Source organism: Vibrio sp. SCSIO 43135 (assembly GCF_023716665.1).
Lineage (GTDB): Bacteria > Pseudomonadota > Gammaproteobacteria > Enterobacterales > Vibrionaceae > Vibrio > Vibrio paucivorans.
Genome location: NZ_CP071860.1, coordinates 247,630 through 259,653, shown reverse-complemented (window position 1 = coordinate 259,653; position 12,024 = coordinate 247,630). Strand labels below are relative to the sequence as shown.

Here is a 12,024-nt window from a genome sequence, read left to right as displayed (position 1 = left end):
CTTGAATCACATCTAATTACGTTTTTATAAATAACGTACGAGTGAAAAGTGAAGTTTACAACTAAGATCGTTGCAGCCGGCGCTGTCATCAGCGTCGTTGCACTGACTATTTTGTCGCTAATACAATATAAAGCGGTGAGTAGCGGTGTAGAAGAATCCATCGAGCAACAAATTGATAGAACTCTGGAAGATGTGTCTAAATTGGTCGCCGCAAGTCTGCAAGGAAAGTATGCACTTAGCCAATACGTTACAGAGCAACTGGCCCGTGAACACCACGCGCCAAATAGCCAATTGCTCACCACCAATTCAATCCGACAAACCTTTGTCACTGCAGGTATCGGCTATCACAAAGATGGCTCTATCTTGCACAACGACACTCAATGGACACCACCTGGTGATTGGGACTCTCGCAGCCGCCCTTGGTATCAAGATGCGGTACGCAACCAAGCACGCACCATTACCGAACCCTATAAAGATGAGGGAACGGGCGCAATTTTGGTTTCGATTTCCTACCCAGTGTACGACGCATCTACGTTGATCGGCGCAACCTTCTTCGATGTCGACCTGTCTGATCTTTCGAGCAAGATTCACCTCGATAACAATAGCGATGCCATGGTGTTTATCGTGCACAAAAATGGCACCTTAATCAGTTACCCAGATGAGAGTTTCAACGGCGCTCCAATGGCTCGAGTTCTTAATGATGCCAAGATTATCACCAAGCCTATCGTGACCGATGTACGAGGTGAGCGTGCCTATCTGGACTTTGTCGAAATACCTGGCGAAGATTGGTACGTAGGTATGATTCTCGACTACGACTCAGCCCATGAGATGCTGTACGACATTCGTAACTACTCTATTGCAGCGACCAGTGTGGCCTTAGTTATCGTTTCCATCATTTTCCTATTTGTTCTTAACTGGTTAACGAAGCCGCTTGGGCACCTCAATCAAGCCATGGCAAATGTCGCTTCAGGCAATGGTGATCTAACCAAACGCCTAGAGACCAATAGCGATACTGAATTCAAGATGCTGGCGGAAAACTTCAATGCCTTTGTCGCCGCTATACAGTCTTTAGTACAAAGCTCGCAAAAAACCGCTGACACCGTGTCAGACGTATCGGAGCAAGCGAAATCTGCGTTCAACGAGTCGAATCAACTGCTGAACAACCAAGTTCAAGAAGTTGAACAGTTAGCCACGGCCATGAACGAGATGTCGACCACATCTAACTTAGTGGCTCAAAATGCTCAACATGCGGCAGAGTCAACTCAAACAGCGGACTTATCGACCAGCGAAGGCGCCGACCTTGTGTCAGAAACCTCCGATGCGATTGATCGATTAGCGCAAGAATTAGAAGCGGCTGCAGGTACGGTAAGTGAAGTCGCACACTCAACCGAAAGCATTGAAACCATCGTCGATGTGATTAATGGTATTGCCGATCAAACCAATCTACTTGCCTTGAACGCAGCCATAGAAGCCGCTCGCGCCGGTGAATCTGGCCGAGGCTTTGCGGTAGTCGCCGATGAAGTACGCACCCTAGCCCAGCGCACACAAGAGTCGACCGACGAAATCCGCCAAATGGTAGAGCGCCTGCAGCAAGGCGCTAATAGCGCGTCAAAAGCAATGACCACCAGCTTCCAACTTGCCGAAGAAACCGTGCAGAAGGCGCAGCAAGCGAGTGAAGCTCTAGCGAATATTAAGAGTTCGGTGTCGCAAATCGCTGAAGTGAATATTCAAATCGCATCGGCTGCGGAAGAGCAAAGCTTGGTCGCAGAGGAGATCAACTCAAATACTGTCACGATCAAGGATTTGTCTGACCAAATAGCCCAACGGACTGACCATACTTCGGAGCTTATCGAGCAGCAAAATGCTCTGGGTAAACAGCAATCGAAAGCAATGAACCAGTTTATCGTATAAGTCATCATTGCTCAGGCTCTCACTCTAGAGCCTGAGTGACGACATTGCTCTACGTAACCCATTTATGTGCTCTATCTCCATAAGAAATATAGCCGCAAGGAATAATGGTTATTCCTAAAGCAATCACGTATTTCCTTACAATATGCATGGCCTAGTGAGCGATAACTACATAGTCGATGAGAACGGAGCTCTTCGACACATTTGGAGCATGGATGCCTCCTAATAAGTGGAACAACCATGCAGACTGAACACAACCCTCTGAACCGCCGCAAAGCATCGACTAAAGCTTTGCAAAGCAATTCATTCACGACAAAACTCGCGCCTATTTTTACTCTTTCTCTTTTAAGCGCAGCCATATTCACCGCTTCAACCGCAAATGCCAGTGGCCTATTTCTTCAAGAAGCCGTCGTTGCCAACGCGGGTACCACAGGAGCTGGTGACGGCGTGTACACTCAATCCGCTGCCGCTATGTGGACTAACCCAGCGACCATGTCACACATGGGTGAAAGCCTGACGACTGTCAACGTCACGGCATTCGATTTAGAAATGAAATACCAGCACGAGACTGGCGACCCAGCCGACAATGGCAAAGCGCATACCGTAATGCCATCGTTATCGGTCTTTCATGCTCGCCAATTGAATGAAGATGTTCACCTTGGCCTCGCCTTTGGAACCGTTGGAGGCTCTAGCCTTGATTACGGCCACGACTGGGCTGGCAGCAATTTAATGACAGATATCACCCTAACTGCACTGCAGTTTAACCCAGCGTTAAGTTTCCGCGTAACCGACCAAGTCTCTTGGGGCTTGGGAGCGCAATTTAACTGGGCATCACTAGAAATGGGAATGGGCTCAGCGCAGCTAGAGCAATCTTCTGATTGGGCATACGGTTTCAATGCTGGCGTGATGTATAAGCACAGCGATAAGCTCGACTTAGGTGTCAGCTTCCGCTCTAAAGTTGAACACGAATTTTCCACGAACTTAAAAACCGCTAGTTCGAGTACTCATGCTGTCGCTTCTGACCTAGCCGTTCCAGCCATTGTGGACGTTAGCGCCAGCTATGCTGCAACCAGCGACTTAAACCTATTGGCCAGCATTCAATTACACCGCTGGAGTGAATGGGATCAAACCGTATTTGATTTTGGCTATTTACCAAGCAATCCAGCTGGATTGAACTCCATCGATCGCCAATGGGATGATGTGTGGAAGTTTGCAATTGGCACCGACTACCGCCTCAATGCCGATTGGCGCTTAAAAGCTGGTTTCTCGTATGAAACCTCACCACAGGAAGACCCAACGAAACAGTGGGTCGACCTACCTGTAGGAGAGCAATACCGTTACTCATTAGGTGCCAGCACACAATGGGATGGTTACACCTTTGATGTGTTCTACGAATACGCCGACTTTGGCAGTGTTGAGATCGCTGAACGCAGAGACGTTGGAATTGGTATCAACGGTACATTTGAAGGCCGCATCCACTTCGTTGGGATGAACCTCACTTTCTAACTTATGAAGCACTCTCTATATTTATCTGGCCTTATGGCCATAAGCTTGTGCGCATTGAGCGCACAAGCTGAAGAAAAACACCACGAAGATCCAACTAAAATTGTCACTAAAGCTGGACTCGCCTATAGCGAAAGCTTGCAGATATCTGGCTCTATAGGCCTTGATGATGCACGCATGATTAATGCACGCGTTAATGCCGACGGCGAAGAGTGGCGAGTCGGTGGTTCATGGTTGTTACCCATGGGTATCGTTAACTTCAACTTTAGCCGCGCTGAATACGACTACGACGGCTACCGAAATAACTACAGTATCGGCACTTTTGTTCCATTAGACTACTTCGGTATTGAACCGCTAGGCTGGCAACTATTTCCTATGGCTGGTTACAGTTATAACGATGGGGAAATTGCTCATTTCGATGACAACAACCTAGAGCAAGACTACGTACTAATGCCTGCCTCAAGCCACGGTGGTTATCTGGGCATGTTTGGCTTAAAGCCACTCACCAAGAAGTGGACTCTAATGGGTTTTGGTGGTGGTTCAATGGGGTCAGATGACTACTCGGGGTACTGGTTTGGTGCAGGATTAAGCCACAAACTGACTGATGCTCAATCGTTTAATTTTTATGGTGTCGTCTCAGAAGATGACTTTGGTGAAAATAATCGCTGGGGCATTTCCTACACCTACGAGTTTAAGTAAACCGCACTTCCATTTGGGGCTTCTCGCCCTAATAACCCAGCTTAGTTCTCACCATTCTATGGTCAGAGCCAACAATAGAACTGTCTGCGCGGCGGGAACAAATCCGCCAGCCAGATTTACGCGATTTTAGCCATAAATGATCAATCCCGATCATGGTGAACGCTGGAGTATCAAATAGGGGATTCCAGTTCGGCCAACTTGCTACTGGTGCCGTTTCAAAGCTTGGGAATAAGGCGCTAAATCGACGGCTATTGGCCGACAAATTGAAATCCCCAATCACCAACATTTCATCCGCTGGGTACTGCTCTATCATCGCTTCAATGGTGCGTAGCAATGCATTGCGTCGATACCATAACTCCTTGGTCCGTGGTGACGGAGGGTGCGCAGTTAATAGCTTAATCCTTTTGCCGGAAACCGGTCGCCAAATACCAGAGATGACGTTCTGACCATCCGGTGTATGAAAGACAGACATATCGACTAAAGGCGCTTGGCTCAAAATCATCTGACTCGATGGGTAACCGACTTCGGGCTGACCTCCATACTGGTAGGGGTAAATATCATCGAGTAGCTTGAACTTCTCGCCATCTTCCGGTGCAACCTCTTGGAGTACCACAAGGTCGGTCGGGTGCGACAGCAGATAGTTAATGAATTCATTCACATGCGGATTGTAGTAAAGCATGTTGTATTGAAGCACTGTCACGGGGGAAGAACAGTTGGCCGTCACTACACGACTATTGGGCGGCGTAATCAGAATTAACGCGGCGCACATCAACGCGCATAACGCGGTATAAAGCCACAACCGTGCAAGTACAAAGAACAGAGTCAGCATTAAATAGTAGGCGAGCAGCAAACTTGGTACACCGATTAAGTTTTCAATCCACCACTGGGTTGCGGTGAAATGCAGCGTGATCCACACAACACTCGGGACGATGATTGCTACCCAAATTAGCCATCGAAACCTTTGCATTCCGCTTCCTCGCTCCATCTGACTTGCTGTCAGTTGTACAATTATCGTCTACTATTCACTAACTTGCGTACTTTTTCGCTACTTAGAGAGTGAAATAGAACTGACATAAACTCGCGCTATGCTTGCGTTTTTTGCTTCACTTCATCCGACAAAGAGACTCATTTATGACCCAGCCTTTATACGTGTTTGACCTAGACGAAACCCTCATCAACGGCGACTGCGCCATGATTTGGAACGAGTTCATGGTGGAAAAAGGCATTGTGTCCGACCCAAATTTTCTGCAGCAAGATGAGCATTTAATGGCGCTGTACGCTCGCGGTGAACTGAACATGGAAGAGTATCTTACGTTTTGCATGGCCCCTTTGCTTCACCATCCAAAAACGCAAGCCATGGAGTGGGTAGAAGAATGTGTAACACGCGATGTGTTACCTAAGCTATTTCCCCAAGCAAAACAGCTAATTACCGAGCTAAAACGCGACCAAATCGACATGCTGATCATATCGGCTTCCGTTGCATTTTTGGTTGAAGCGGTTGCAGACAAAATTGGCATCGAGCAAGCCATTGGAATCGACTTAAAAGAGCAAGACCATCGATTCACCAGCAAGGTCGTCGGTACAGCCAGCTACCGAGAAGGAAAAGTGACACGATTAAAACAATGGTTAGCAGCAACCGACAAACGCTACGACAGCATCCACTTCTTCACGGATTCAATTAACGATCTTCCGCTGTGTCTGCACGCCGACCACGTTTATCTCGTTAACCCATGTGAGCAACTAAACCATTATTTAGTAACAAACAACGGGCAGAAGACAGCCAATTGGCAGCGATTAAGCTGGGGCTAATTTGAGCCTAATTCATGAAAGAAGCCACCTATACTAGGCGGCTTCTTTATGCACAGTATTAAACTTTTATCAGCTCAGCCATTCCTTTCTCATCATTTTCAGGGAATATCGAATCAAGTTTGCTCTCTGATACCCCAAGATGATCCCGAAGCACGCCTTTAATTACCGTTTGCATATCTGTGGTTGGGGCAAGATCTCGCCCTTGATAAAGCTGGGAGTCAGATAACCCCGGCCAGTCTGCTATCACTTTCCCACCGCTTACGGCTCCACCAGCAATAAACACAGCATTCGCGGTACCATGATCCGTCCCCTGTGTGCCATTCTCTTTGACGGTGCGGCCAAACTCACTAGCAATCACAATTGCAGTTTTTTGCCATTGTGGACCTAACGCTTTTTTTAGTGCCGCTAAGCCTTGATCCAACTTTTTCAACTGGTTGGGCAAACGACCTGCGACCGAGCCTTGCCCTGCATGAGTATCCCAGCCTCCGAGCTCTAGCACAGCAATGTTAGGGCCGTTTTCAGCGGTTAAAAATTTGCCTGCCTGTGAAGCGAGCGCAGAAAATTGTCGCCCTGTCATCGCCTCACCAGCCATTTTCTCTATCTCCATGGCTTCCATAAAGTTTTCAGACAACGCTTGATCACTTTGAAACAGTTCTTCAAGTAATTGAGCTTGTCTGTCTCTCACTTTAAGGTTGTTTGGGTACCAACTGCTTACTGATTCGTCACCTTGCATAATTAGCGGCAACCCCGCATCAATAGCAATACCTTTCGATTGGCTGTTTGTCAGCAGTAACCGGTTTAACCAACCTTCCCTATGCATTGGATCACTCGTACCATTTTCAAGCACTTTTTGACCATCGAAATGTGAGCGCTGGCGGTAAGGCGTCGCAACGGCATGAACAATGGCAAGTTCGTTCGTATTAAACCAATCGTAAGCATGTTTTAGGTTAGGATGCAGGCCAAACATTCCATCCAACTTGTTCAATTGGCTCTGTTTTAAACCAATAGTTGGACGGCTCGGCAAATAATCGGGATCAGAATACGGAACCACAACGTTCAAACCATCCATCGCACCGCGAAGCGTTATCCAAACCAACAAGTTACTGGAGTCGGTTTTAGCAAAAGCCAAATTAGGTAACGCGGAGCATGCGCCAAACGCCGCGACAGATTTCAAAAACGAACGTCTTCCAATATCGTACTTAGATTCATTCATCGCATCATACTCCTATCGATACTGGAACTGGGGGCTGAGCCAAAGCAGAGATAACTTCATCGCTAAACCATCGGCTTTTTCTAACGCAACTTGCGTATGCTGGTCGATGTCAGACCCATACAAGTTAGCGACAATGTCTTTCACCAGCCGGTCAGGTTTATCCCCCCTTTTCCTAGCCTGTTTGATGGTTGCTGCCGCTAAGTTATTCGCAATTTGCCACCTTTGCACCAACGAAGAAGGGCTGTTGTAATCTTTATCAGAATCAGACCAGCCAGCCGGTGAACCTGCGACAAAGGGGGGCTGCCCTAACGTCCTTAACAAGTTGACCGTTCTTTTATCTGGAACACTTACTCCACTGCTGCGTAGCACGGCAAACAACCACTCTTGTGGAGTTCGAAACCGCACTGATTTCGGGCTATTTGAAGCCATATGCTCAACCAAGATTTGATACACCGGCGTCAACTCCCCTTCAAATTTCAAGTAGATTTTACTTAATTCATCGACCAGTTCACTCGGGGTATCACCGATAAAGTGCAAGGTGAGCTTAGTCGCTAAGTGCTTGGCCGTATCAGGGTGTAGCGCAAGGTCTCTAAGGCAGTTCTCTCCTTGTCGCACACCACTTTGTGAATAGCGGGTCCCGAAAACCGTTACGCTACCAGGCTCATGAGTACCAGCTGAAAAACGAAAACCCGCGTTAGGTTGGGCAAACTTAACCCCCCAGCCTGTAATCGCTTTGGCGAGATTCTCTACATCTTGCTGGGTGTAGCTGCTGCTCACTCCAAGGGTATGCAGCTCTAAAATTTCCCGAGCAAGGTTTTCATTGAGACCTTTACCTCGTTTCTTACCGACTTTCGAATTTGGTCCTATGGATATGTGGTTATCTAAAAACATCAGCATGGTTGGGTGTTTCGTCACATCCACCAGCATGTCAACGAAATTGCCATTCCAATGCTTACGAATCACTTCGTTCTCAACACCGGCGACAATAGGCTTTACTCTGCGGGTATCTGCAGATATCGCAAAGTGATTGCCCCAAAACTGAATTAACCGCTCCTGAAAGCCATAAGGGGTACGACGTGTTTGCTCACTACGGGCCGCCATTTGGGCCATATAGCTCTGGTTGAAGTATTGGTTGAGCTGCTTTTGGACTTCACGTCGCTTCTCAGGAGCTTGCTTTAGTTGCCGTCTCTTTTTATTAAACTCGGCGATATCATTCAGAGTCGCTGCCGTACTTGGTAGGTCAATAACAGCCGCGCTAGTATACGTACTAGCCAGCAATTGCTCAGACACTGAAGTCACTCGCGGCTGATTAAGTCGGGGCCCGAAGCCAAAACGCTGCTCAGCTAAAATTTCAGCGGTTGGGTAGTAATCCATACGACATCCTGAAAAGTTTAATTATTGTCAGTGTAACAACACTGCCAAGAGTTATTTTAGCGCACTGTAAATATTTCAAAGTTGTTAAAAACAATCCGCTATGCTTAACTAAATCCACCTCCACATCCTACAGATACTATTGAGGGCTCCCTTTGAAATTCACCATCAGCCGAATTAACACACCCATAGGTATTTTCCGTTTATCAGGAGACATTTCGGAATCAGAACAGCCTCCAACGCTGACCTACAACGACGCCGAGTTTATGGGTACCGACGGCTGGGTGTTGATCAATACCACGTCAGAACATGGCTCCAGTATATTGTCGCAAATAGAGCCATATGTGCTTGAACACTTGGCAGATAAATGACGCCCGACAAGTTCTTCCATGCCTCTTCCTTATGTACGTGATTGGTTTACAATGCAGGAATATTTCACACCCTAGTTGACCAGCCGCATTGGATATCACTATGAACTTGAGACAACTCGAAATTTTCTATGCCGTGATGCAGGCAGGCACTATTTCTGGTGCGGCCAAAAACCTCAATGTCTCTCAGCCCAACGTCACAAGAGTGCTGTCTCACACTGAAATGCAGCTCGGCTTTCAATTGTTCGAGCGAGTAAAAGGTCGCTTGGTACCAACTCAAGAAGCAAAAACCTTGCTGCCGGAAGCCGAACGGATATACCAGCAACTCGGCCAATTTCGTTCTCTGACCAACAAGGTTAAAAAAGGCAGCTTGCACCTTCGAGTTGGTGCTCCCCCTATACTCGCCAGTGCCTTGCTTAGTTCGGTCATAACCAAGTTATGTGAGGATCAAGCATTATCCGTCGAAGTTTCAACCGCGAATAGAGATGAACTGTGCCAAGGGCTTTTGAAAAATGAATTGGATGTCGCGGTAAGCTTTGGTGACGACGCACCTTCTGGTATTGCTTGTGAGCTTCTCGCAACAAAGAACATGGTTGCTTTGCTACCCACAACCGATACTAGTCAATCAGTTGAGCTCGCTTCTCTACTCGACTCTTCCCTACCCGTCATAGGGTTAGATTCTCGCGATCCACTCGGTCAGTTACTTCACCGAGCTATACACAAAACCCATCCGCAGTATCACCACCAAATTTCTGTCAGAAGTTATGGGGCGGCCGCCGAGCTGGTAAAACACAATGCAGGCTCAGCCGTGGTAGACCCTTGGACAGCCGCGCAATTTAGTCACGTAAACACAATGAAAGCTGCCGAGCTGACTCCGCCTATCCCATTGCACGTATCGATCCTTCATGCAGAACATCAACCCTTCTCTATCACCGCACAGCAATTCATCGCTGCACTCAAAGCTAAAATTGAGGCACAAGAGAGTTAAAACCAATACGGTCAAAGTGAGGGTATAACCTCAAGCTATAGGCTTCGAATAGATAAGTATTCGGCGCGCGCCGTTGTATTTCATATGCTGCATCTCAACAGTTCACGGATACAACGCAAGGATTCTTATGTCTATCTCTCAGCCTTACCTACTTTTTCTTGGGGATGTTACTGACCCGCTTTCAGCAAAAACAGCCCGCGGTATTCACCAGTGGCGCCCTAACGTTTGTGTCGGCCAACTTCGCCTGACTGAAGATACCGTATCCTTGGGGCTCGATGATCTATCGCTAGAGCAAGCAAAAGAAGCAGGCGCAAAGACATTAGTCATTGGGACAGCGAATGCCGGTGGCTTTATTCCAAAAACTTGGCTCAGCACACTGATACTCGCAGCAGAAATGGGATTCGAAATTGCGTCAGGCATGCACCAAAGGCTGTCGGATGTGGAAGAACTCAGCGCGTTACAAAAGGCAGGGAAAACAACACTCCACGATGTTAGACACTTCGATGATGCCCTTGATGTTGGTAATGGAAAAGAACGAGCAGGTAAGCGCTTGCTAACAGTTGGAACTGACTGTTCAGTAGGAAAAATGTTCGCTGCACTCGCGATTGAAAAAGCACTACAAGAACGTGACATTAAGGCTCAATTCAAAGCGACTGGCCAAACAGGCATTCTGGTACAAGGCAGTGGCATCTCAATTGATGCGGTCGTTGCTGATTTCATTTCAGGCGCTGTGGAAGCGATTAGCCCTGCATTTACCGACCACGAATGGGACATCATTGAAGGCCAAGGCTCTCTGTTTAACCCATCTTATGCAGGCGTCAGTATGGGCTTGCTCCATGGTGCACAACCTGATGCCATGGTGCTGTGTCACGAAATTGGTAGACAACACATTCGCCACTTACCTCACGCAAGCTTGCCGACCATTGAAGCCACCATTGCTGCTAACGAGCAAGCGGCTCAGCTTACCAATCCAAATGCGAAGATCGTGGGTATTTGCCTCAATACGTCCAGCTTAGAGGAAGAAGACGCGAGAGAACTGTGCGCACAGTGGAGTGAACGATACCAACTTCCTGTGACCGATCCTGTTCGCTTTAGCGTTAATAGTATTGTCGATCGTTTGGTGTAAGAGGCGCATATGAACATATCGGCGCAGCATCACTCAATCAAACTGGCTAAACCTTTCAGTATTTCTCGAGGCACTCGCACTCACGTCGATGTCGTGCGTGTGCTCATTGAGTTTGAGGGCATAAGTTCATTGGGTGAATGTACTCCTTACCCTAGATACGGAGAGTCAGTCGACTCGGTAATCCAACAAATTGAATCGTTCGCTCAATATATCAGCACTCAAAACGTTGACACTCCAGAGCAAGCGAGAGCAATGCTTCAGCACAACATACCAGCTGGTGCGGCTCGTAATGCACTGGACTGCGCATTTTGGCAAAGTGAGATATCGCGTAAAGGAAGCCGTTTCCCTTCTCCGTACTTTGAAATTGCCAGCCAAATTGAAACGGCGATGACCGTATCAATTGCCACTCCAGCACAAATGGCTGAACAAGCCAAAGAGTACGTTGAATTGGGAGCAACACTGCTCAAAGTGAAACTCGACGATCAACAAATCATAGAACGAGTCGCAGCAATTCGCCGTGTGGCACCTCAATGCAAAATTGTATTGGACGCCAATGAAGCATGGCTTAGTCTGCCTCTCGCTGAGCTTTTTGATCAACTGGCTAATTACCAGATCGCTATGATCGAACAACCGGTACCTGCTGGACAAGATGACGTTTTGCAAGGTATCCCTCACCCAATACCATTGTGCGCGGATGAAAGCTGTCACACCAGTGAAGATTTGCATGCATTGCTCGGCCGCTATGAAATGGTCAACATCAAGCTCGATAAAACAGGAGGGCTTACTGAGGCATTAAAGCTTGAAGAACTCGCCAGAGGTCATGGTTTTAGCGTAATGGTCGGTTGTATGTTGGGAACATCAATTGCAATGAAAGCCGCCCTGCCTATTGCAACTAGAGCAGAGATCGTCGATTTAGATGGCCCCGTATTGTTAGGCATAGAAGAACCCGATGGCTTAGTCTACCAATCTGGGCAAATCTTAGTCCCTCAGCCTGTCGACTAAAGTGCACAGGTAGCTAAAAGTGTACTGCTAGCGCAAT

General features: G+C 47.5%; 11 protein-coding genes. 8 read left to right on the top strand and 3 right to left on the bottom strand.

Annotation, left to right across the window (positions count from 1 at the left end; translation table 11 throughout):
• The first annotated feature begins 48 nt into the window (after nt 1-48).
• The 3 genes from J4N42_RS15585 to J4N42_RS15575 all read left to right on the top strand — a co-directional run bounded on the left by J4N42_RS15585 (nt 49) and on the right by J4N42_RS15575 (nt 4,110).
• Entirely contained in the window at nt 49-1,911 is a 1,863-nt protein-coding gene (locus tag J4N42_RS15585) for a methyl-accepting chemotaxis protein (RefSeq protein WP_252033221.1), read from the top strand.
• Between the two features lie 237 nt (nt 1,912-2,148).
• The gene (locus tag J4N42_RS15580) at nt 2,149-3,414 is read left to right on the top strand and encodes an OmpP1/FadL family transporter (protein WP_252033219.1); all 1,266 of its coding nucleotides are present in this window, start codon (nt 2,149-2,151) and stop codon (nt 3,412-3,414) included.
• A 3-nt stretch (nt 3,415-3,417) separates the two neighbouring features.
• Nucleotides 3,418-4,110, top strand: a complete 693-nt coding sequence (locus J4N42_RS15575; RefSeq protein WP_252033218.1) for a hypothetical protein — start codon at nt 3,418-3,420, stop codon at nt 4,108-4,110.
• Between the two features lie 28 nt (nt 4,111-4,138).
• Here the strand turns inward: J4N42_RS15575 and J4N42_RS15570 are convergent, their stop codons facing one another.
• Nucleotides 4,139-5,077: an endonuclease/exonuclease/phosphatase family protein gene (locus tag J4N42_RS15570; RefSeq protein WP_252033216.1), complete on the bottom strand. Its 939-nt coding sequence runs from the start codon at nt 5,075-5,077 to the stop codon at nt 4,139-4,141.
• Nucleotides 5,078-5,241: 164 nt separating this feature from the next.
• Here J4N42_RS15570 and J4N42_RS15565 point away from each other — a divergent pair, with 164 nt between their 5' ends.
• Nucleotides 5,242-5,919 (top strand): HAD family hydrolase, encoded by a 678-nt coding sequence (locus tag J4N42_RS15565; RefSeq protein WP_252033214.1) that lies wholly within the window; start codon nt 5,242-5,244, stop codon nt 5,917-5,919.
• 58 nt (nt 5,920-5,977) lie between these two features.
• On the opposite strand, the gene J4N42_RS15560 is transcribed toward J4N42_RS15565, so the two are convergent.
• Nucleotides 5,978-7,132 (bottom strand): DUF1501 domain-containing protein, encoded by a 1,155-nt coding sequence (locus J4N42_RS15560; RefSeq protein WP_252033212.1) that lies wholly within the window; start codon nt 7,130-7,132, stop codon nt 5,978-5,980.
• 12 nt (nt 7,133-7,144) lie between these two features.
• On the bottom strand, nt 7,145-8,506 hold the full coding sequence (locus J4N42_RS15555; RefSeq protein ID WP_252033210.1) for a DUF1800 domain-containing protein: 1,362 nt from the start codon (nt 8,504-8,506) through the stop codon (nt 7,145-7,147).
• Nucleotides 8,507-8,658: 152 nt separating this feature from the next.
• Between J4N42_RS15555 and J4N42_RS15550 the strand changes: the two genes are divergently transcribed.
• From J4N42_RS15550 to dgcA, 4 genes are all read left to right on the top strand, one after another.
• Nucleotides 8,659-8,874 carry a hypothetical protein gene (locus J4N42_RS15550; RefSeq protein ID WP_252033207.1) on the top strand — a complete coding sequence of 72 codons (216 nt, stop codon included), beginning with the start codon at nt 8,659-8,661 and terminating at the stop codon, nt 8,872-8,874.
• A gap of 100 nt (nt 8,875-8,974) precedes the next feature.
• Nucleotides 8,975-9,859: a LysR family transcriptional regulator gene (locus tag J4N42_RS15545; RefSeq protein WP_252033206.1), complete on the top strand. Its 885-nt coding sequence runs from the start codon at nt 8,975-8,977 to the stop codon at nt 9,857-9,859.
• A gap of 127 nt (nt 9,860-9,986) precedes the next feature.
• On the top strand, nt 9,987-10,985 hold the full coding sequence (dgcN, locus tag J4N42_RS15540; protein ID WP_252033205.1) for an N-acetyltransferase DgcN: 999 nt from the start codon (nt 9,987-9,989) through the stop codon (nt 10,983-10,985).
• 9 nt (nt 10,986-10,994) lie between these two features.
• Nucleotides 10,995-11,987, top strand: a complete 993-nt coding sequence (dgcA, locus tag J4N42_RS15535) for an N-acetyl-D-Glu racemase DgcA (RefSeq protein ID WP_252033204.1) — start codon at nt 10,995-10,997, stop codon at nt 11,985-11,987.
• Nucleotides 11,988-12,024: the final 37 nt, after the last annotated feature.

What these genes read in the sequence shown, in the direction of transcription:
- J4N42_RS15580 (WP_252033219.1), top strand. Translation starts at nt 2,149, where the DNA reads ATGCAGACTGAACACAACCCTCTGAACCGCCGCAAAGCATCGACTAAA.
- J4N42_RS15575 (WP_252033218.1), top strand. Translation starts at nt 3,418, where the DNA reads ATGAAGCACTCTCTATATTTATCTGGCCTTATGGCCATAAGCTTGTGC.
- J4N42_RS15570 (WP_252033216.1), bottom strand. Translation starts at nt 5,077, where the DNA reads ATGCAAAGGTTTCGATGGCTAATTTGGGTAGCAATCATCGTCCCGAGT.
- J4N42_RS15565 (WP_252033214.1), top strand. Translation starts at nt 5,242, where the DNA reads ATGACCCAGCCTTTATACGTGTTTGACCTAGACGAAACCCTCATCAAC.
- J4N42_RS15560 (WP_252033212.1), bottom strand. Translation starts at nt 7,132, where the DNA reads ATGAATGAATCTAAGTACGATATTGGAAGACGTTCGTTTTTGAAATCT.
- J4N42_RS15555 (WP_252033210.1), bottom strand. Translation starts at nt 8,506, where the DNA reads ATGGATTACTACCCAACCGCTGAAATTTTAGCTGAGCAGCGTTTTGGC.
- J4N42_RS15545 (WP_252033206.1), top strand. Translation starts at nt 8,975, where the DNA reads ATGAACTTGAGACAACTCGAAATTTTCTATGCCGTGATGCAGGCAGGC.
- dgcN (WP_252033205.1), top strand. Translation starts at nt 9,987, where the DNA reads ATGTCTATCTCTCAGCCTTACCTACTTTTTCTTGGGGATGTTACTGAC.
- dgcA (WP_252033204.1), top strand. Translation starts at nt 10,995, where the DNA reads ATGAACATATCGGCGCAGCATCACTCAATCAAACTGGCTAAACCTTTC.